This window comes from Streptomyces sp. 35G-GA-8, from assembly GCF_023534745.1.
GTDB lineage: Bacteria > Actinomycetota > Actinomycetes > Streptomycetales > Streptomycetaceae > Streptomyces.
The window spans coordinates 105143-125463 of the sequence record NZ_JAMHJQ010000007.1 but is presented as its reverse complement, the minus strand read 5'-3'; the positions used below and the strand labels follow the sequence as shown (position 1 = coordinate 125463).

General features: G+C 69.7%; 21 protein-coding genes. 14 read left to right on the top strand and 7 right to left on the bottom strand.

Annotated features, from left to right (window positions below; all coding sequences use genetic code 11):
- Position 1: 1 nt before the first annotated feature.
- Together tal and tkt are read right to left on the bottom strand one after the other, a co-directional pair.
- Entirely contained in the window at positions 2-1120 is a 1119-nt protein-coding gene (tal, locus tag M1203_RS17395; protein ID WP_249950643.1) for a transaldolase, read from the bottom strand.
- 34 nt (positions 1121-1154) lie between these two features.
- Positions 1155-3230, bottom strand: a complete 2076-nt coding sequence (gene tkt, locus M1203_RS17390; RefSeq protein WP_249950642.1) for a transketolase — start codon at positions 3228-3230, stop codon at positions 1155-1157.
- Between the two features lie 327 nt (positions 3231-3557).
- On the opposite strand from tkt, the gene M1203_RS17385 reads away from it, so the two are divergent.
- The 3 genes from M1203_RS17385 (at position 3558) to M1203_RS17375 (ending at position 6231) form a co-directional block, all read left to right on the top strand.
- Complete coding sequence (locus M1203_RS17385; RefSeq protein ID WP_249950641.1) at positions 3558-4505, top strand: heme o synthase; 948 nt, start codon at positions 3558-3560, stop codon at positions 4503-4505.
- A 123-nt stretch (positions 4506-4628) separates the two neighbouring features.
- Positions 4629-5003 carry a hypothetical protein gene (locus M1203_RS17380; RefSeq protein WP_249950640.1) on the top strand — a complete coding sequence of 125 codons (375 nt, stop codon included), beginning with the start codon at positions 4629-4631 and terminating at the stop codon, positions 5001-5003.
- 109 nt (positions 5004-5112) lie between these two features.
- The gene (locus tag M1203_RS17375; RefSeq protein WP_249950639.1) at positions 5113-6231 is read left to right on the top strand and encodes an amidohydrolase; all 1119 of its coding nucleotides are present in this window, start codon (positions 5113-5115) and stop codon (positions 6229-6231) included.
- A 53-nt stretch (positions 6232-6284) separates the two neighbouring features.
- Here M1203_RS17375 and M1203_RS17370 read toward each other — a convergent pair whose 3' ends face one another.
- From M1203_RS17370 to M1203_RS17360, 3 genes are all read right to left on the bottom strand, one after another.
- Positions 6285-7253 (bottom strand): heme A synthase, encoded by a 969-nt coding sequence (locus tag M1203_RS17370; RefSeq protein WP_249950638.1) that lies wholly within the window; start codon positions 7251-7253, stop codon positions 6285-6287.
- Between the two features lie 97 nt (positions 7254-7350).
- Positions 7351-8163 (bottom strand): ABC transporter permease, encoded by an 813-nt coding sequence (locus M1203_RS17365; protein ID WP_249950637.1) that lies wholly within the window; start codon positions 8161-8163, stop codon positions 7351-7353.
- The gene (locus M1203_RS17360) at positions 8160-9143 is read right to left on the bottom strand and encodes an ABC transporter ATP-binding protein (RefSeq protein ID WP_249950636.1); all 984 of its coding nucleotides are present in this window, start codon (positions 9141-9143) and stop codon (positions 8160-8162) included. The genes M1203_RS17365 and M1203_RS17360 overlap by 4 nt, the downstream gene beginning before the upstream one ends.
- 209 nt (positions 9144-9352) lie before the next feature.
- Here M1203_RS17360 and M1203_RS17355 point away from each other — a divergent pair, with 209 nt between their 5' ends.
- From M1203_RS17355 to M1203_RS17320, 8 genes are all read left to right on the top strand, one after another.
- A complete protein-coding gene (locus tag M1203_RS17355; RefSeq protein ID WP_249950635.1) occupies positions 9353-10123 on the top strand; it encodes an ArsR family transcriptional regulator in 771 nt (256 codons plus the stop codon).
- A complete protein-coding gene (sufB, locus tag M1203_RS17350; protein WP_249950634.1) occupies positions 10120-11541 on the top strand; it encodes a Fe-S cluster assembly protein SufB in 1422 nt (473 codons plus the stop codon). Before M1203_RS17355 ends, sufB begins: the two co-directional genes overlap by 4 nt.
- Before the next feature lie 77 nt (positions 11542-11618).
- Complete coding sequence (gene sufD, locus M1203_RS17345) at positions 11619-12800, top strand: Fe-S cluster assembly protein SufD (protein WP_249950633.1); 1182 nt, start codon at positions 11619-11621, stop codon at positions 12798-12800.
- Complete coding sequence (locus M1203_RS17340; RefSeq protein WP_249950632.1) at positions 12800-13117, top strand: bifunctional 3-phenylpropionate/cinnamic acid dioxygenase ferredoxin subunit; 318 nt, start codon at positions 12800-12802, stop codon at positions 13115-13117. Before sufD ends, M1203_RS17340 begins: the two co-directional genes overlap by 1 nt.
- A gap of 7 nt (positions 13118-13124) precedes the next feature.
- A complete protein-coding gene (gene sufC / locus M1203_RS17335; RefSeq protein WP_249950631.1) occupies positions 13125-13889 on the top strand; it encodes a Fe-S cluster assembly ATPase SufC in 765 nt (254 codons plus the stop codon).
- The gene (locus tag M1203_RS17330) at positions 13886-15160 is read left to right on the top strand and encodes a cysteine desulfurase (protein WP_249950630.1); all 1275 of its coding nucleotides are present in this window, start codon (positions 13886-13888) and stop codon (positions 15158-15160) included. Before sufC ends, M1203_RS17330 begins: the two co-directional genes overlap by 4 nt.
- A 23-nt stretch (positions 15161-15183) precedes the next feature.
- Entirely contained in the window at positions 15184-15648 is a 465-nt protein-coding gene (gene sufU / locus M1203_RS17325; protein ID WP_030353686.1) for a Fe-S cluster assembly sulfur transfer protein SufU, read from the top strand.
- Complete coding sequence (locus M1203_RS17320) at positions 15645-15983, top strand: metal-sulfur cluster assembly factor (protein WP_030353687.1); 339 nt, start codon at positions 15645-15647, stop codon at positions 15981-15983. The genes sufU and M1203_RS17320 overlap by 4 nt, the downstream gene beginning before the upstream one ends.
- 74 nt (positions 15984-16057) lie before the next feature.
- Here the strand turns inward: M1203_RS17320 and M1203_RS17315 are convergent, their stop codons facing one another.
- Positions 16058-17056: an oxidoreductase gene (locus tag M1203_RS17315; protein ID WP_249950629.1), complete on the bottom strand. Its 999-nt coding sequence runs from the start codon at positions 17054-17056 to the stop codon at positions 16058-16060.
- 249 nt (positions 17057-17305) lie between these two features.
- Between M1203_RS17315 and M1203_RS17310 the strand changes: the two genes are divergently transcribed.
- The 3 genes from M1203_RS17310 to dapD all read left to right on the top strand — a co-directional run bounded on the left by M1203_RS17310 (position 17306) and on the right by dapD (position 19317).
- Positions 17306-17626, top strand: coding sequence for a multidrug efflux SMR transporter (locus M1203_RS17310; protein ID WP_249950628.1), 321 nt, complete (start codon positions 17306-17308; stop codon positions 17624-17626).
- Positions 17626-18192, top strand: coding sequence for a TetR/AcrR family transcriptional regulator (locus M1203_RS17305; protein WP_249950627.1), 567 nt, complete (start codon positions 17626-17628; stop codon positions 18190-18192). Before M1203_RS17310 ends, M1203_RS17305 begins: the two co-directional genes overlap by 1 nt.
- A 126-nt stretch (positions 18193-18318) precedes the next feature.
- A complete protein-coding gene (dapD, locus tag M1203_RS17300) occupies positions 18319-19317 on the top strand; it encodes a 2,3,4,5-tetrahydropyridine-2,6-dicarboxylate N-succinyltransferase (protein WP_249950626.1) in 999 nt (332 codons plus the stop codon).
- Here the strand turns inward: dapD and dapA are convergent, their stop codons facing one another.
- Positions 19318-20223 carry a 4-hydroxy-tetrahydrodipicolinate synthase gene (dapA, locus tag M1203_RS17295; RefSeq protein ID WP_249950625.1) on the bottom strand — a complete coding sequence of 302 codons (906 nt, stop codon included), beginning with the start codon at positions 20221-20223 and terminating at the stop codon, positions 19318-19320.
- Positions 20224-20321 lie beyond the last annotated feature (98 nt).

Here is a 20321-nt window from a genome sequence, read left to right as displayed (position 1 = left end):
ATCAGCCCTCCGAAGGGGCGAGGCGCTTGAGCTCCGCCTCGGTCGACTTGAGCAGGTCGTTCCAGGAGGTCGCGAACTTCTCGACGCCCTCGTCCTCCAGCAGCTGGACGACCTCGTCGTACGAGATGCCCAGCTTCGCGACGGCTTCGAGGTCCGCGCGCGCCTGGTCGTACGTACCGCGCACCGTGTCACCGGTGATCCGGCCGTGGTCCGCGGTGGCTTCGAGCGTGGCCTCCGGCATGGTGTTCACCGTGTGCGGAGCCACCAGCTCGTCGACGTACAGCGTGTCCTTGTACGCCGGGTCCTTGACGCCGGTCGAGGCCCACAGCGGACGCTGCTTGTTGGCCTGAGCCCGGTCCAGGGCCGCCCAGCGCTCGGTGGCGAAGACCTCTTCGTACGCCTCGTACGCGAGCCGCGCGTTGGCCAGGGCCGCCTTGCCGCGGGCCTCCTTGGCCTCGGGCGTGCCCAGCGCGTCGAGCCGCTTGTCGATCTCGGTGTCCACACGGGACACGAAGAAGGACGCCACCGAGTAGATCTTGGACAGATCCAGGCCGGCGGCCTGGGCCTTCTCCAGACCCGCGATGTAGGCGTCCATGACCTCGCGGTAGCGCTCCAGCGAGAAGATCAGCGTGACATTGACGCTGATGCCCCGGCCGATCGTCTCCGTGATCGCCGGCAGGCCCGCCTTGGTCGCCGGGATCTTGATCAGGGTGTTCGGACGGTCCACCAGCCAGGCGAGCTGCTTGGCCTCGGCGATGGTCGCCTTCGTGTGGTGCGCCAGCCGCGGGTCCACCTCGATGGAGACCCGGCCGTCCTGGCCCTGCGTCGCGTCGAAGACCGGACGCAGGATGTCGGCGGCGTCCCGGACGTCCGCCGTGGTGATCATGCGGATGGCCTCTTCGACGGTGACCTTGCGGGCGGCGAGGTCGGTCAGCTGGCTCTCGTATCCGTCGCCGCCCGAGATCGCCTTCTGGAAGATCGACGGGTTGGTGGTGACGCCCACCACGTGCTGCTGATCGAGCAGTTCGGCCAGGTTGCCGGACGTGATCCGCTTGCGCGAGAGGTCGTCGAGCCAGATCGCGACGCCTTCGTCGGAGAGGCGCTTGAGTGCGTCTGTCATGAGAGTTGCATCTCCTACTGTTCGTATAAAGGCGTCAGCGCGCCGAAGCCGCCAGAGATTCCCGTGCTGCCGCGGCCACCGCGTCCGCGGTGAAGCCGAACTCGCGGAAGAGGACCTTGCCGTCGGCCGAAGCGCCGAAGTGCTCCAGCGAGACGATGCGTCCGGCCTCGCCCACGAAGCGGTGCCATGTGAGCCCGATACCGGCCTCGACCGCCACCCGCGCCTTGACGGCGGGCGGCAGAACGCTGTCCTTGTACTCCTGGTCCTGCTCGTCGAACCACTCGACCGACGGCATCGAGACCACCCGGGTCGGGATACCGGCGGACTGAAGCAGCTCACGCGCCTCGACGGCCAGCTGCACCTCGGAGCCGGTGCCGATCAGCACGACCTGGGGAGCGCCGCCCTCGGCCTCGAACAGGACGTAACCGCCCTTGGCCGCCTCGTCGTTGGCGTCGTACGTCGGCACACCCTGGCGGGTCAGCGCCAGACCGTGCGGAGCGCCCTTGTCGTGTCGCCTGAGGATCTCGCGCCAGGCGATCGCCGTCTCGTTGGCGTCGGCGGGGCGGACGATGTTCAGACCCGGGATGGCCCGCAGCGCGGAGAGGTGCTCGACCGGCTGATGGGTCGGACCGTCCTCGCCGAGACCGATCGAGTCATGCGTCCAGACATAGGTGACCGGCACCCGCATCAGCGCGGCGAGCCGCACCGCCGGGCGCATGTAGTCGGAGAACACCAGGAAAGTGCCGCCGTAGATACGGGTGTTGCCGTGCAGCGCGATGCCGTTCATGGTCGAGCCCATGGCGTGCTCGCGGATGCCGTAGTGCACCGTGCGGCCGTAGGGGTCGGCCTCCGGCAGGGGGTTGCCCACCGGGAGGAACGACGACGTCTTGTCGATGGTGGTGTTGTTCGAACCCGCGAGGTCGGCGGAGCCGCCCCACAGTTCGGGGATGACCTCACCGAGCGCCTGGAGCACCTTGCCGGACGCGGCGCGCGTGGCGAGGGACTTGCCGGTCTCGAAGGCGGGAAGCTTCTCCTCCCAGCCCGCGGGCAGTTCGCCGGCCCTGACCCGGTCGAATGTCGCCGCGCGCTCCGGGTTGGCGGTACGCCAGGCGGCGAAGGTCTTCTCCCACTCGGTACGCGCCTCACGGCCGCGGTCGAGCGCCTCGCGGGTGTGCGCGAGCACATCGGCGGAGACGTCGAAGGACTTCTCCGGGTCGAAACCGAGCACCTTCTTGGTGGCAGCGACCTCTTCGTCGCCGAGCGCGGAGCCGTGCGCCGCCTCGGTGTTCTGCGCGTGCGGGGCGGGCCACGCGATGATCGAGCGGGCCGCGATGAACGAGGGGCGCCCGGTCTCCGCCCGCGCCGCCTTCAGGGCCTCGTACAGAGCCGCCGGGTCGAGGTCGCCGTTGGGCAGCTGCTCGACGCGCTGCACATGCCAGCCGTACGCCTCGTACCGCTTGAGGGTGTCCTCGGAGACCGCGGTCTCGGTGTCACCCTCGATGGAGATGTGGTTGTCGTCCCAGAGCAGGACCAGATTGCCCAGCTTCTGGTGGCCGGCCAGCGAGGACGCCTCGGCCGAGATGCCCTCCTGGAGGCAGCCGTCACCGGCGATCGCCCAGATGGTGTGGTCGAACGGGGAGGTGCCGGGCGCGGCCTCCGGGTCGTACAGACCGCGCTCGTACCGGGCGGCCATCGCCATGCCCACCGCGTTCGCGACACCCTGTCCGAGCGGACCGGTGGTGGTCTCCACACCGACGGTGTGCCCGTACTCCGGGTGGCCCGGGGTCTTCGAACCCCATGTACGGAAGGACTCCAGGTCTTCGAGTTCCACTCCGTATCCGGCCAGGTACAGCTGGATGTACAGGGTCAGGGAGGAGTGGCCCGCCGAGAGGATGAACCTGTCTCGGCCGGTCCACTGCGCGTCGGCGGGATCGTGCCGCATGAGCTTCTGGAAGAGCACATACGCGGCGGGGGCCAGGCTCATGGCCGTACCCGGATGGCCGTTGCCGACCTTCTGTACGGAATCCATGGCCAGGACGCGGGCGGTGTCGACTGCCCGGCGGTCCGATTCGGTCCACTCGAGGTCTGTGGTGGTCGGCTTGGTGCTCACCCTGAGTCAGGGCTCCTCTCCACATGATCGAATTCCGGTGTCTGAGGGCGCACCGGTTCGCTGTCGAGCCTACCCGCAGCGACAGTCATCTTTCCGAGCGTGTTTCCAGGGTGCGGTGCGCCCGGAGAGTTCGCCTCCCGGCGCTCGGGAGTTCACCTTCCGGCAGGTCGTGGGGACCGTTCCGGGAGGGTGTTTCCACCCGGTTTCGCGCGACGGACCCCCGCGGAGATCGGCGTATGGGCAACGTCTAGAGTGGCGTGGTACGCGCAAGTCTTTACCGGGCCTTCACGCCCGGAGCTTGCTGGGATTTCTCTGTCAGGGGTGTGCGTGACGGCCGTCGAGTCCCGACCCGCAGGGGTCGCCTTGACTCCGAGCTCGGGCGGCCATCGGCCGTTCGGCGCCCGCGTCAAGGCATTCGTGGTGCTGACCAAGCCGCGGATCATCGAACTGCTGCTCATCACCACCATTCCGGTGATGTTCCTGGCCGCGCAAGGCGTGCCGGATCTGTGGCTGGTGCTCACCACCTGTGTCGGTGGCTATCTCTCCGCCGGTGGCGCCAACGCGCTGAACATGTACATCGACCGCGACATCGACGCACTGATGGACCGTACGTCGCAGCGCCCCCTGGTCACCGGCATGGTCTCGCCGCGCGAGGGGCTGGTGTTCGGCCTGACGCTGACGGTGGTCTCGACCCTCTGGTTCGGACTTCTCGTCAACTGGCTGTCCGCGGGCCTCGCCCTGGGCGCGCTGCTCTTCTACGTCATCGTCTACACGATGATCCTCAAGCGCCGTACCTCGCAGAACATCGTCTGGGGCGGTATCGCGGGCTGTATGCCGGTGCTGATCGGCTGGTCGGCGGTCACCAATTCGGTGTCCTGGGCCGCCGTCATCCTCTTCCTCGTCATCTTCTTCTGGACGCCGCCGCACTACTGGCCGCTCTCCATGAAGGTGAAGGACGACTACGCGCGCGTGGGTGTCCCGATGCTCCCGGTCGTCGCGAGCAACCAGGTCGTGGCCCGTCAGATCGTCCTCTACAGCTGGGTGATGGTCGCGGTCTCGCTGCTGCTGACCCCCCTGGGATACACCGGCTGGTTCTATACGGCGGTCGCGCTGGTGTCCGGCGGCTACTGGCTCTGGGAGGCGCATGGACTCCAGTCGCGCGCCAAGGCCGGTGAGACGGGCGCCAAGCTCAAGGAGATGCGGCTGTTCCACTGGTCCATCACCTATGTGTCGCTGCTCTTCGTGGCCGTGGCCGTGGATCCCTTCCTGCGCTGAGCGCCGAGGCGCTTCCCCGGCCCTGCTGAGGGGTTGTCCGCTCCACCGACGGGTGGGACGCGTGGTCAAGGCCACGCGTCCCACCCGTCGTCGGTTGGGCTACCCGTGGGTAGCATCCCGTTCATGGCAGAGACCCAGCAGACAGAGCAGAGCGACGACGCCGACGAGGCCAGGGCCCTGGCCCGGCGGAAGGCGCGCGACGAGCGCCGGGCCGCCCGGCTGGCGAAGCAGATCGGCGCCTTCGCCGGACGGCACGGCGGCGCCGAGGGGCAGCTCGCGTATCTCGGACAGGCCGGTACGCGCATCGTGCTGGTCGGCGCGGACGGCGGCTGGGGCGATCTCGTCGCTCCCTCGCACGCCATCGCGAGCGGCGCCGCCGAGAAGGCGGGGCTGACGCTGCACGAATCCTTCGACGGCGAGTTCGCCGCCAAGGTGCGCACGGGACCGTACGAATGGAAGCGGATGGCCGGACTCCAGCTCGGCGGCCGCGAGATCTGAGAGCCCGGACCGGACCGGCTCACTCCTCCAGCGCGCCTCCCGGCAGGCGCCACCCGGGCGCGAGTTACCCGTTAGGACAGTAGGAGTACGGTCCACGACGGGAAACCCGATGATCGAAACAGCGTCCCTGGTGGACCAGTACTGCCACGGCGTGCTCCGTACGGAGCTGGGCCTCGCCACCTTCGAGGCCCAGCTCGGCGGGGCGGCGCGCGCGCCCGCGCCGGGCACCACGTTCTTCGACACCCAGACCGGGTTCGCCGTCCGGCGCTGGTGCCCGCCGCTGCTCGATCTGGAACCGCACTGCCCACCGGCCCGCTATCTCGCCCGCCGCCGGGAGCTGGGCGTACTCGAAACCGGACGACGGCTGCTGCGCTCCACCGGGATCTCCACCTATCTGGTGGACACCGGACTGCCCGGCGATCTGACCGGGCCCGCCGAGATCGCCGCGACGGGCGCGGCCGAGGCGCGGGAGATCGTCCGGCTGGAACCGCTGGCCGAACGGGTCGCGGATGTCTCGGGGGGAGCCGGCACCTTCCTGGCCGGTCTCGCCGAATCCGTGCACGCCGCGGCGGACTCGGCCGTCGCCTTCAGCTCCGTCGCCGGGGCCAGGACCGGCCTCGCCGCGTCGCCCGAGCCACCGGGAGCGGGGGAGGTACGGGGCGCCGCGGGGCGCTGGCTGGCCGGGCGCCGGGCCGGTGGTCCGCTCACCGATCCCGTACTGCTGCGCCATCTGCTCTGGACGGCGGTCGGCTCGGGGCTGCCGCTGCAACTGCACGCCTGCGGCGGCGCCGACACATATCCGCCGGAAAGCCACGCCGACCCCGGGGCGCTCACCGGCTTCGCGGCGGCCACCGCCGGGCTCGGCACCGATCTCGTCCTGCTGAACGGCTATCCGTACCACCGGCACGCGGCCCATCTGACGAGCGTCTTCCCGCATGTGTACGCGGATCTGGGGCCCGTGCTCGCACGGACCGGGCCCGGAGCCGCGTCCGTGCTCGCGGAGATCCTGGAGCTCGCGCCGTTCGGGAAGCTGCTCTTCTCCAGCGGCGCGCGCGGGCTGCCGGAGCTGCATGTGGTGGGCGCCCAGGTGTTCCGGGAGGCGGTGGAGCGGGTCCTCGGCGGCTGGGTCGGGGACGGCGCGTGGGCGTTACGGGACGCCCAGCGCGTCGCCGGGATGATCGCGGCCGGCAACGCCCACCGGCTCTACGGGCTGCCGGACGCTCCGTAGTTGTGCTCCGTAGTTGTGTCTCTCGGTCCGGCCGCTCAGATGGCCGACGCCGCTCAGACCGCCGACAGCGTGGGGTCCGACTGCGCGGGGATCTCCGTCGCCGTCCGCGGCCGCTCGCGCAGGCTCATCGCCAGCCGCAGTACGGAGATCAACACCAGGCAGGAGCCCAACATATGGGCGCCGACCAGGACTTCGGGGAGGTCGGTGAAGAACTGCACGTAGCCGATGCCGCCTTGCGCGAGGAGCACCAGCAGCAGATCGCGGGCGCGCGCCCGGGTGTCGGCCGGGGCGTCCACCACCCGCAGCACCAGCCACATCGCCACCGCCAGCGCGCAGACGATCCAGGCGAACACCGCGTGCACATGGGCGGCGGTGGCCCAGTCGAACGGCATCCTGGGCACATCGCTGCTGTCGCCCGCGTGCGGACCCGAGCCCGTCACCGCCGTACCCGCAGCGATCAGTACCGCGGCGGCGCCCACCAGCGCCCAGGACAGCTTGCGCACCGGGCGCGGGACGCGCGGCCGGGGGGTGCCGTCGCCCTCGCGGGTACGCAGCCAGGTCAGCGTGGTGACGGTGAGCAGGATGTTGGCGAGGAAGAAATGCCCCGCGACGGTCCACGGGTTGAGGTCCATCCACACCGTGATCCCGCCGATCACGGCGTTGCCCATGACGATCCAGAACTGCGACCAGGCGAGCCGGGTCAGCCCGCGCCGGCGCGGCTTGGTGGAGCGCGCCGCGATGATCGCCCAGCCGACCGCCGCGCACAGCACATAGGTCAGCATGCGGTTGCCGAACTCGATCGCGCCGTGCAGCCCTTGCTCGGGTGTGGCGAAGAGACTGTCGTCCGTGCACTTCGGCCAGGTGTCGCAGCCGAGGCCCGAACCGGTCAGCCGGACAGCGCCGCCGGTGACGACGATGACGACGCTCATCACGACGGCGGTGAGCGCGGCGCGCTGGAGCGTACGGGGTGAGGGCGTCCAGCGCTGGGCGATATACGCGAGGGGGGTCAACACGGCCACCATCGTAGGACGGAGCTTGTGCAGCTTTTCACGAGGGGTACGTATGCCGCTTCCCGGCGGTCCCGGTCACCCGCTCCGGCCTGCTCCCAGCTGCTCCCGGCTACTCCCAGCGGAAGAACGCGCCCGCCGCGCCGAGGCCGAGCGCGGCCCAGACGGCGAGGGTCCCGAGGTCGCCCCACGGCAGCGCGGCGCCGTGCTGGAGCACCTCGCGCAGTCCGTCGGAGAGCGCCGATATCGGCAGCAGCCCGAGCACCGAGCGCGCCGCGTCCGGGAACTCGTCCAGCGGCACGATCACCCCGCCGCCCACCAGGAGCAGCAGGAAGACCAGGTTCGCGGCGGCCAGCGTCGCCTCGGCCCTGAGCGTGCCGGCCATCAGCAGCCCGAGCCCGGAGAACGCGGCGGTGCCCAGCACGAGCAGCGGCAGCACGGCGAACGGGCTGCCCTCCGGAGACCAGCCGAGCGCGAACGCGATCACGGTCAGCAGCACGATCTGGAGCACTTCGGTGACCAGCACGGAGAGCGTCTTGGCGGTCATCAGGGCCCAGCGCGGCAGCGGGGACACCGCGAGCCGCTTGAGCACCCCGTACCGCCGCTCGAAACCGGTGGCGATGGCCTGGCCGGTGAACGCCGTGGACATCACGGCCAGCGCGAGCACGCCCGGGGCCAGGAAGTCCACCGCCCTGTCCGCGCCGGTGTCGATGATGTCCACCGTCGAGAAGAGCACCAGCAGCAGCGACGGGATGATCACCGTCAGCAGCAGCTGCTCGCCGTTGCGCAGCAGCAGCTTCGTCTCGAACGCCGTCTGTGCCGCGATCATGCGCGCCAGCGGGGCCGCGCCGGGCGCGGGGGCGTAGGTGCCGGCACCCCGCGCACAGGCGCCGCGCGCACTCGTACCGCTCGTGCTGGTGCTCATGAACGCAGCTCCTTGCCGGTCAGTTCGAGGAAGACGTCCTCCAGCGTGTGCCGCTCCACGGAGATGCCGTCCGCCATGACGCCGTGCTGCGCGCACCAGGAGGCCACCGTCGCGAGCAGCTGCGGATCGACTCCGCCGGTGATCCGGTACACCCCCGAGGACAGCTCGTCGGCGGTGGTGCCGTCCGGCAGGGCTTTGAGCAGGGAGCCGAGGTCGAGCCCGGGGCGCCCGGTGAAACGCAGGGTGTTCTCCGCGCCGCCGCGGCACAGCTCCTCGGGGCTGCCCTGGGCGATGACCCGGCCCGCGTCGATGATCACCACATCGTCGGCCAGCTCCTCGGCCTCGTCCATGAAGTGCGTGGTCAGCACCACTCCCACCCCGTCGGAGCGCAGCTCGCGCACGAGATCCCAGGTGGAGCGGCGGGCCTGCGGGTCGAGACCGGCGGTCGGCTCGTCGAGGAAGACCAGTTCGGGGCGGCCGACGACGGCCAGGGCCAGCGCGAGCCGCTGCTGCTGGCCGCCGGAGAGCCGCCGGTAGGTGGTACGGCCGCAGCCGCCGAGGCCGAGCCGTTCGATCAGCGCGTCCACATCGAGCGGGCGGGCGTGCAGTCGGGCCATGTGGCGGAGCATCTCGTCGGCGCGCGCACCGGAGTACACGCCACCGGACTGGAGCATCACGCCGATGCGCGGGCGCAGCCGGGCGGCGTCCGCGACGGGGTCCAGACCGAGGACGCGTACGGTCCCGGCGTCCGGCGCGCGGTACCCCTCGCAGATCTCGACCGTGGTGGTCTTGCCGGCTCCATTGGGGCCGAGGACGGCGGTGACCGTACCGGCGCCGACCGCGAGATCCAGGCCGTCCACCGCGGTCTTGGCCCCGTACCGCTTGACCAGGCCCCGTACCTCGACGACCGGCTCTCCGGAGGTCCGGCCCGCGGCGGAGCCGCTTTCGGGCAGCCGGTCACCCGGGAAGTCGCTGTACATGCCGGGAAGTCTAGGCAGCCGGGAGGGGCCTCAATCCCGCGGGGGCGAAACGGCGGTTCCACGCCATCCGGAGGCCCCGGCCACCGGGCGCCGCCTTCCCGGAGGCGAACCGAGCCCTAAAAATAAGGTAACCCTTAGTGACGAAGGGCACCGGAAGCCGATTTCCACCTCGGTTGTCAGGGCCGGATGAATTACGCAACAATGGCGTTGTGAAATACGTGGGCGAGGCTTCCCAGGAGGAACTCGCGACCGGCGAGCACTCCACTCGCAACCGGGTCGCGCGCTCCATCCTGGACCACGGCCCGTCCACGGTCTCCGAGCTGGCAGGACGCCTCGGGCTCACCCAGGCGGCCGTCCGGCGCCATCTTGACGCACTGGCGGCCGATTCCGTGGTGGAGCCACGTGACCAGCGGGTCTACGGCTCACGCGGGCGCGGCAGGCCGGCCAAGGTGTTCGCCCTGACGGACTGCGGCCGGGATGCCTTCGACCAGTCCTACGACCAGCTCGCCGCCGACGCCCTGCGCTGGATCGCGGCCGCCGCCGGCGGTGGCGAGCGGGGTGAGGCGGCCGTCGCCGCCTTCGCCCGCGCCCGTATCGCAGGCCAGTCCGAGAGCTACCGGCAGGCGGTCGAGGCCGCCGAGCCGGAGAAGCGTACGGAGGCACTCGCCGAGGCGCTGAGCACCGACGGGTACGCTGCTACGGCGCGTAGCGCGCCGAACCGACAGGGCGAGCAGCTCTGCCAGCACCACTGCCCGGTCGCGCACGTCGCCGAGCAGTTCCCCCAGCTGTGCGAGGCGGAGACGGAATTCTTCTCCCAGCTGCTCGGGACCCATGTGCAGCGGCTGGCCACCATCGCCCATGGCGACGGGGTCTGCACGACCTTCATTCCCCGCGCCAGCCAACACCCACAGCACCCACAGCAACCCCCACAGACCACTCATCACGCTTCTGAAAGCACAGCCGGGAGGAACCCCGCATGACGCTCCCCACGGAGACTGCCCACCCTGAGCTTGAGGGCCTGGGCACGTACGAATTCGGCTGGGCCGACTCCGACGCCGCAGGCGCCGCCGCCAAGCGCGGGCTGTCCGAGGCCGTCGTCCGCGACATCTCGGAGAAGAAGAACGAGCCGGAGTGGATGCTGAAGCTGCGGCTCAAGGGTCTTCGCCTGTTCGACAAGAAGCCCATGCCCAACTGGGGCTCGGATCTGTCCGGCATCGACTTCGACAACATCAAGTACTTCGTGCGCTCCACCGAGAAGCAGGCGGCTTCCTGGGAGGAACTGCCGGAGGACATCAAGAACACGTACGACAAGCTCGGCATCCCGGAGGCGGAGAAGCAGCGCCTCGTCGCCGGTGTCGCGGCCCAGTACGAGTCCGAGGTCGTCTACCACCAGATCCGTGAGGACCTGGAGGAGCAGGGCGTCATCTTCCTGGACACGGACACCGCGCTCAAGGAGCACCCGGAGCTCTTCCAGGAGTACTTCGGCACGGTCATCCCGGTCGGCGACAACAAGTTCGCCTCGCTGAACTCGGCCGTGTGGTCCGGCGGATCGTTCATCTACGTGCCGAAGGGTGTGCACGTCGACATCCCGCTCCAGGCCTACTTCCGTATCAACACGGAGAACATGGGCCAGTTCGAGCGGACGCTGATCATCGTCGACGAGGACGCCTACGTCCACTACGTCGAGGGCTGCACCGCCCCGATCTACTCCTCGGACTCGCTGCACAGCGCCGTGGTCGAGATCATCGTCAAGAAGGGCGGCCGCTGCCGCTACACGACGATCCAGAACTGGTCGAACAACGTCTACAACCTGGTCACCAAGCGCGCCGTGGCCTACGAGGGCGCGACCATGGAGTGGGTCGACGGCAACATCGGCTCCAAGGTCACCATGAAGTACCCGGCCGTCTACCTGATGGGCGAGCACGCCAAGGGCGAGACCCTGTCCATCGCCTTCGCGGGCGAGGGCCAGCACCAGGACGCCGGCGCCAAGATGGTCCACATGGCCCCGCACACCTCGTCGAACATCGTCTCCAAGTCGGTGGCGCGCGGTGGCGGCCGTACCTCGTACCGCGGTCTGATCGAGATCGGCGAGGGCGCCGAGGGCTCCAAGTCCAATGTGCTCTGTGACGCGCTGCTGGTGGACACCATCTCGCGCTCCGACACCTACCCGTACGTGGACGTCCGCGAGGACGACGTGTCCATGGGCCACGAGGCGACCGTCTCCAAGGTCTCCGAGGACCAGCTCTTCTATCTGATGAGCCGCGGTCTCTCCGAGTTCGAGGCCATGGCCATGATCGTCCGCGGCTTCGTGGAGCCGATCGCCAAGGAGCTGCCCATGGAGTACGCGCTGGAGCTCAACCGGCTGATCGAGCTGCAGATGGAGGGGTCCGTCGGCTGACCGCCGCCAGGCCCTCGCCCGACCAGCAGCGCCCGTAATCCCTTACGCAGAGGCAGAGAGAGAGCACGACGACAGCCATGGCTGAGGCTCAGAACATTCCGGCGGGTTCCACGACCGCCGGTTCGATCGCGGTGGCCGCCGAGTCGACCGTCGCCACGCGCATGAGCGCGCCCCCCTCCTACGACGTGGCGGACTTCCCCGTCCCGCACGGCCGCGAGGAGGAGTGGCGGTTCACGCCGCTGGAACGGCTGCGCGGTCTGCACGACGGCACCGCCGTCGCGCAGGACGGCGGCGTCACGGTCGAGGTGACCGCCCCCGAGGGCGTCATCGTCGAGACCGTCGGCCGTGACGACGCGCGGATCGGCAAGGCCGGGATCCCGGTGGACCGGGTCGCCGCCCAGGCGTACTCCTCGTTCGAGAAGGCCTCGGTCGTCTCGGTGCCCAAGGAGACCGTGCTGAGCGAGCCGATCCGGATCGCCGTCCGCGGCGAGGGCGGGGTCTCGTACGGCCAGCAGATCATCGAGCTGGGCACCTTCGCCGAGGCGGTCGTGGTCATCGACCACACCGGCGACGGAGTGCTCGCCGCCAATGTCGACTTCCTCATCGGGGACGGCGCCAAGCTGACCGTCGTCTCCGTACAGGACTGGGACGACAAGTCCGTCCATGTCGCCCAGCACAACGCGCTGGTCGGCCGCGACGCCTCGTTCAAGTCGGTCGTGGTCACCTTCGGCGGCGATCTCGTACGGCTCCAGCCGCATGTGAGGTACGCGGGCACCGGCGGCGAGGCCGAGCTGTTCGGTCTCTACTTCACCGACCGCGGCCAGCACCAGGAGCACCGGCTCTTCGTCGACCACAACGTCCCGCACTGCAAGTCCAACGCGGCCTACAAGGGCGCGCTCCAGGGCGCGGACGCGCACGCCGTATGGATCGGTGACGTACTCATCCGCGCCGCGGCCGAGGGCACCGACACCTACGAGATGAACCGGAACCTGGTCCTCACGGACGGGGCCCGGGTCGACTCGGTGCCGAACCTGGAGATCGAGACCGGCGAGATCGCCGGCGCCGGGCACGCCTCCGCCACCGGCCGGTTCGACGACGAGCAGCTCTTCTACCTGATGGCCCGCGGTATCCCGGAGACCGAGGCCCGCCGGCTGGTGGTCCGCGGCTTCTTCGCAGAGCTGGTCCAGAAGATCGGCCTGCCGGATGTCGAGGAACGTCTGATGGCCTCGATCGAGGCGGAGCTGGAGGCGTCAGTCTGATGGCCTTCGTCCGAGTCTGTGGGCTTGGTGAGCTGGAGGAGGACACCCCGAAGAGGGTGGAACTCGACGGCACGCCCGTCTCCCTCGTCCGTACCGAGGGCGAGGTGTTCGCGATCAATGACATCTGCTCGCACGCGAACGTGTCGCTCTCGGAGGGCGAGGTCGAGGACTGCATGATCGAATGCTGGCTGCACGGCTCCAGCTTCGACCTCCGTACCGGAAAGCCGTCCGGCCTGCCCGCGACGCGCCCCGTCCCCGTTTACCCCGTAAAGATCGAAGGGGACGATGTGCTCGTCTCCGTCACCCAGGAGTCCTGAGTCACCCATGGCAACGCTTGAAATCCACGACCTGCACGTCTCCGTCGAGGCGGAGAACGGCCCCCGCGAGATCCTCAAGGGCGTCGATCTGACCGTCAAGCAGGGCGAGACGCACGCCATCATGGGCCCCAACGGCTCCGGCAAGTCGACCCTCGCCTACTCCCTCGCGGGCCACCCCAAGTACACGATCACCGGTGGCACCGTGACCCTGGACGGCGAGGACGTCCTGGAGATGACCGTCGACGAGCGCGCCCGCGCCGGGCTCTTCCTCGCCATGCAGTACCCCGTCGAGGTCCCCGGTGTCTCGGTCTCCAACTTCCTGCGCACCTCCGCCACCGCCGTGCGCGGCGAGGCCCCCAAGCTGCGCACCTGGGTGAAGGAGGTCCGGGAGACCATGGAGCGTCTTCAGATGGACCCCTCCTTCGCCGAGCGCAATCTGAACGAGGGCTTCTCCGGCGGTGAGAAGAAGCGGCACGAGATCCTTCAGCTCGAACTGCTCAAGCCCAAGATCGCGATCCTCGACGAGACCGACTCCGGTCTCGACGTCGACGCGCTGCGCGTGGTCTCCGAAGGCGTCAACCGCGTCCGCGAGAGCGGCGAGGTCGGCACCCTGCTGATCACGCACTACACGAGGATTCTCCGCTACATCAAGCCCGACTTCGTGCATGTCTTCGCACAGGGCCGGATCGCCGAGTCCGGCGGTGCGGAGCTGGCGGACAAGCTGGAGAACGAGGGCTACGAGGCATACGCGAAGGGTGGCGTCACCGCGTGACACAGCTGCCGGGCCTTCTCACAGCATCGGACCGTCTGCTCGACGAGGCGATCCGTAAGGATTTCCCGATCCTCGACCGGGTGATCCACGACGGCAAGAAGCTTGTGTACCTGGACTCCGCGGCGACCTCGCAGAAGCCGCGCCAGGTGCTCGACGCGCTCAACGCGTACTACGAGCGGCACAACGCGAATGTCCACCGCGGCGTGTACACCATCGCCGAGGAGGCCACGGCGCTGTACGAGGGCGCCCGTGACAAGGTCGCCGCTTTCATCAACGCGCCGAGCCGCGACGAGGTGATCTTCACCAAGAACGCCTCCGAGTCGCTCAACCTCGTGGCGAACATGCTCGGCTGGGCGGACGAGCCCTACCGGGTGGACCACGAGACCGAGATCGTCATCACGGAGATGGAGCATCACTCCAACATCGTGCCCTGGCAGCTGCTCTCGCAGCGCACGGGCGCGAAGCTGAAGTGGTTCGGCATCACCGACGAGGGCCGGCTCGATCTGTCCAACATCGACGAGATCATCACGGAGAAGACGAAGATCGTCTCCTTTGTGCTGGTCTCCAACATCCTGGGCACCCAGAACCCGGTCGAGAAGATCATCCGGCGCGCGCAGGAGGTCGGCGCGCTGGTCTGCGTCGACGCCTCGCAGGCGGCCCCGCACCAGGTGCTCGACGTACAGGCGCTCCAGGCCGACTTCGTCGCCTTCACCGGCCACAAGATGGTGGGCCCGACGGGGATCGGCGTTCTCTGGGGCCGCCAGGAGCTGCTGGAGGACCTGCCGCCGTTCCTGGGCGGCGGCGAGATGATCGAGACCGTGTCGATGCACTCGTCGACCTATGCCCCGGCGCCGCACAAGTTCGAGGCGGGTACGCCCCCGATCGCCCAGGCCGTCGGCCTCGGCGCGGCCGTGGACTATCTCACCGCGATCGGCATGGACAAGATCGCCGCGCATGAGCACGCCATCACCGAGTACGCGGTGAAGCGGCTGCTGGAGGTCCCCGACCTGCGGATCATCGGCCCGGAGACGGCCGAGGACCGCGGCGCCACGATCTCCTTCACGCTCGGCGACATCCACCCCCACGATGTGGGCCAGGTCCTCGACGAACAGGGCATCGCGGTCCGGGTCGGCCACCACTGCGCCCGCCCGGTCTGCCTGCGGTACGGAATTCCCGCGACCACACGAGCGTCTTTCTATCTGTACTCCACTCCGGCCGAGGTCGACGCTCTGGCCGAAGGGCTTGAGCACGTCCGTAACTTCTTCGGATGAGGACCTGAGGGGCAGGGCAGTTCGTGAAGCTGGATTCGATGTACCAGGACGTCATCCTGGACCACTACAAGCACCCGCACGGGCGCGGTCTCCGGGACGGCGACGCCGAGGTGCACCACGTCAATCCGACGTGTGGTGACGAGATCACGCTGCGTGTGCGGTACGAGGGTTCGCGGATCGCGGATGTGTCGTACGAGGGCCAGGGCTGCTCGATCAGCCAGGCCAGCGCATCCGTACTGAACGACCTCCTGGTCGGCAAGGAGCTGGCCGAGGCGCAGAAGATCCAGGGCACCTTCCTGGAGCTGATGCAGTCGAAGGGGCAGCTCGAACCCGACGACGCGATGGAAGAGGTGCTGGAGGACGCGGTCGCGTTCGCCGGTGTCTCGAAGTATCCCGCCCGCGTGAAGTGCGCGCTGCTGAGCTGGATGGCGTGGAAGGACGCGACGGCCCAGGCCCTGGGCGACAGCGCGACGAAGGAGACGGCATGAGCGAGAACGAGACCCTGACGATCAAGCCGGCCTCGGAGGACGAGGTCCGCGAGGCGCTGTACGACGTCGTCGACCCCGAGCTGGGTATCGATGTCGTCAACCTCGGTCTGATCTACGGCATTCATATCGACGATTCCAATATCGCCACCCTGGACATGACCCTGACGTCGGCGGCGTGTCCGCTGACCGATGTGATCGAGGACCAGGCGAAGGCGGCGACGGACGGCATCGTCAGCGAGCTCAAGATCAACTGGGTCTGGATGCCGCCGTGGGGTCCTGACAAGATCACCGACGACGGCCGCGAGCAGCTGCGCGCGCTGGGCTTCAACGTCTGAGCGTCGGACCGCCCGAGAGGGCCCCGTGATCCCGGCCGGATCATGGGGCCCTCTCGTGTTTCCACGGGCGGTTCTCAGCCCTGGGGCGGTGTACGGGCGGCCTCGGCGAGGGTGGGGGCCAGGTTCTCGGTGCGGATGCGCCGGTCGACGTAGAGCAGGTTCAGCACCAGCTGGGGGAAGGTCGTCGTGATGAGCTGCGTCATCAGCTGGGCGACCATGAACAGCACCAGATAGCCGCTCACGGCCACCAGGACCTGTCCGACGGTCGGGTCGCCGCCGAGAGTGGACGGGGTCAGCAGGCCCCCGACGGCCGTCACCGCGTTCACCAGCTGCTGGAGGACGAGACCGGCGAAGGCCGCCATGGCGAAGGCCAGCAGCGAGATGCCGCAGATCCGCCACCAGGAACCCCGTACCAGGTCGGCCGAGCGGCGCAGGGACGCGAGCGGGCCGCGGGACTCGATGACGGCGACCGCCGGGGCCAGGCTGAGCCGGACCCAGAGCCAGATCGCCGGCGGGGTGAGCGCCAGAGCGCCGAGGAAGCCGAGCGGGATCAGCCAGAACAGCTGGTCGGGGGAGCCGTCCAGGGTGATGGAGGTGATCAGTGTGACGACGAAGGCCAGGAGAAACAGCGCCGCCGGCAGGACGGCGATCAGCCCGCTGAGGAGGACGGCGCCGAGAACCGCGGGGAACCGGGCGAGGGCCCGGCGCCAGACCGCGCCGAAGGTGGTCGGGCGGCCCAGGACGGCGCTCTGCACGACCGAGGGGCAGGTGGCCTGGACGAACGCGTTGGATGCCACGAGCACCGCCATGCCGAAGAGCCAGACACAGCCGAACGCGATCAGCAGCGGCCGGACATCGGTCCAGGACGGATCCACGCCGCGCGGAGTGTCGATGACCTCGCGCAGCCGGTCCCCGACGGTGGCATAGGCGACGGCCAGCGCGATCGCGACGGCCGCCGTCGCGGCGCCGTACACCACCGCGGCCACCCCGAACAGCTGCTTCCAGTAGCGGCCCATCGTGGCGAACGTGCCGTTGAGTATCTCGCCGAGGCCGAGCGGGCCGAGGGGTATCACCCCGGGCTTGGGGGGGTGGCGGGGGCGGCGTCCAGCCGCCCCAGCCGTAGGGCCCGCCTCCGTACGGTCCGCCTCCGTACGGTCCGCCGGGTCCGCCTCCGTACCCGCCACCGCCGCCCCACCCCGTCGTGCCCTGCGCCACCGCTCTGCCCCGCTCCCCGCCGCTCCGATCCGGACGGCACACCGTAACCGGTGGGTGTGGACAGCGGGTGTGTACGGTTGTACACATCGATGTGTACCCTTGTACGCATGGGATACGGACTGCTGGCCGCGGCGATCGCGGCGGAGGTGGCCGCCACGTCGGCCATGAAGTACAGCGAGGGGTTCACCCGGCTGTGGCCCTCGCTGGTGACCGTGCTGGGCTATGTCATCGCCTTCGCGCTGCTCGCCCAGACCCTCAAGACCATCTCCATCGGCACCGCCTACGCGATCTGGGCCGGTGTCGGCACGGCGGCCATCGCCGCCATCGGCATGGTCTTCATGAACGAGTCGATGGCGCCGACGAAGCTGATCGGCATCGCCCTCGTGATCGCGGGCGTCGTCGTGCTCAACCTCGGAGGAGCCCACTGATGACCCGTCGTTACGACCCCGAACGGCGCCAGCGGATCATCGACGCCGCGATCCGGGTGGTCGGGCGCGGCGGTATCGCCGGACTGAGCCATCGCACCGTCGCTGCCGAGGCCGATGTGCCGCTCGGCTCCACCACGTACCACTTCGCCTCGCTCGACGAACTGCTGATCGCCGCGCTGCGGCAGACCAACGAGAGCTTCGCGGCGGCCGTCCGGGAGAGCGGCGCCCTCGCGGATCCCGGGTGCGACATCGCCGGTGAGCTGGCCCGGATCACCGGGGAGTGGCTGGCCGGGGACCGTACCGGCGTGGAGCTGGAGTACGAGCTGTATCTCGCGGCGCTGCGGCGGCCCGCGCTGCGCCCGGTCGCCGGGGAGTGGTGTGCCGCGCTCGGGGACGAGGTGGCCGGGCGCACCGATCCCGACATCGCGCGGGCGGTGGTCGCGCTGCTGGACGGGATCTGTCTTCAGGTGCTGCTCACGGACGCGGTGTACGACGTCGAGTACACGCGCGAGATGCTGACGCGGCTGATCCCGACGGCTGCTGACGCCGGCGAACCCGGCGGCTGATGACGGCGGCGAACCCGGCGGCAGGTCCCGATCCCGCCGTAGGCCGAGCGCGTGAGTGTTTCCTCCGCGCGCCCGTCACCTGGGACCGGTTCGCCCGCGCCCCGCCGGGACCGTTAAGTTCGGAGCATGACCGACACGTCTTCCCCCAGTTCCCCTCGCACCACCGGCGCCGTCGCCGCCGGCCTCGCCACCCTCACCGAGGACGGCACCGTCCTCGACACCTGGTTCCCCGCCCCCGCGCTCTCCGCCGAGCCCGGACCGGCCGGCACCGAACGGCTGACCGCCGAGCGGGCCGTGGAACTGCTCGGAGAAGGCGCGGCCAAGGCGATCGGCCCCGACGCCCGTCGCGGGGTCGAGATCGTCGCCGTCCGTACGGTCATCACCTCGCTCGACGACAAGCCGCTGGACACGCACGACGTGTATCTGCGGCTGCATCTGCTCAGCCACCGGCTGGTCCAGCCGCACGGCCAGAGCCTGGACGGCGTCTTCGGTCTGCTCGCCAATGTGGCCTGGACCTCGCTCGGCCCGGTCGCCGTCGACACGCTGGAGACGGTGCGGCTCAACGCCCGCGCCGAGGGGCTGCACCTCCAGGTGACCTCGGTCGACAAGTTCCCGCGGATGACCGACTATGTCGCCCCCAAGGGGGTCAGGATCGCCGACGCGGACCGCGTACGGCTCGGCGCGCATCTCGCCGAGGGCACCACCGTGATGCACGAGGGCTTCGTCAACTTCAACGCGGGCACCCTCGGCACCTCCATGATCGAGGGCCGGATCTCGGCGGGCGTCGTCATCGGTGATGGCTCGGACATCGGCGGCGGCGCCTCCACCATGGGCACCCTCTCCGGCGGCGGCAAGGAGCGCATCGTGATCGGCGAGCGCTGCCTGATCGGCGCCGAGGCGGGCATCGGGATCGCGCTGGGCGACGAGTGCGTCGTCGAGGCGGGGCTCTATGTCACCGCCGGTACGCGCGTCACGCTGCCCGACGGACAGATCGTCAAGGCCCGTGAGCTGTCCGGTGCGAGCAATATCCTCTTCCGCCGCAACTCGGTCACCGGCGCCGTCGAGGCCCGCCCGAACAACGCGGTCTGGGACGGTCTCAACGACGTGCTCCACAGCCACAACTGATCACAGCGGCGCGGCGGTGGCTGCGACCAGCTCTCCGTACGCCTTCAGCAGCCCGTCGGCCGTCTCCCGGCCGGCGGGCCGCAGTGGTTCACGCACCGGTCCACCCGGCCGGCCGAGCGCGCCGAGCAGCGCCTTCGCGGTGACCGTACCGGGCAGATCCGAGGCCATCATCAACTCGGCCAGGGGAAGCGTGAGTTGGTTGAGCCGTACGGACTCGGTGACCGCGCCCGCGTCATACGCGTCCAGCGCGGCGCGCAGCGGGCCGGGCGCGGCGTTGGCGACCGTGCTGACGAAACCCGCGCCGCCGACCGCGTACAGCGGCAGATTCAGCTCCTCGCAGCCGGAGTAGTAGGCGAGCGAGGTGCGGGCGATCACCGTGGAGCTGCCGAGCAGGTCGTACGCGCAGTCCTTCACGGCGACGACGCGAGGGTGCGCGGCGAGCCGGAGCAGCGTCGGTGGCTCGATGCGGGTGCCGGTGCGCCCAGGGATGTCGTACAGCATCAGCGGGATGCCCGACGCGTCGGCGATCCGCAGGAAGTGCGCCTCAAGCGCGGCCTGCGGCGGACGGCTGTAGTACGGGGTGACCACCAACAGGCCGTCGACCCCGGCCTGTTCGGCCGCCCGCGCGAGGGCGAGGGTATGCCGGGTGTCCGCGCTGCCGACGCCCGCGACGACGGCCGCCCGGCCGCCCACCTCGTCGCACACCGCGCGCACGAGAGCGGTCTTCTCGGCGTCCGTGGTGGTGGGCGACTCCCCGGTGGTGCCGTTCAGGACCAGTCCGTCGCACCCCTCGGCCACCAGCCGGCCGGCGAGTTCGCGGGCGCCGGACAGATCGAGCTCTCCGTCGGCGGTGAAGGGCGTGACCATCGCGCAGAGGGCGCGACCGAAGGGGCGGGGAGTGCTCATACCGGCAGTGTCCGCCGAGCAACTGTGAAGGTCTACTTAGATCTTCTTCGGGTGAAGATGAAGCAGCACTAAAGAGCAGTGGTCCCGGGCCGTCTGGC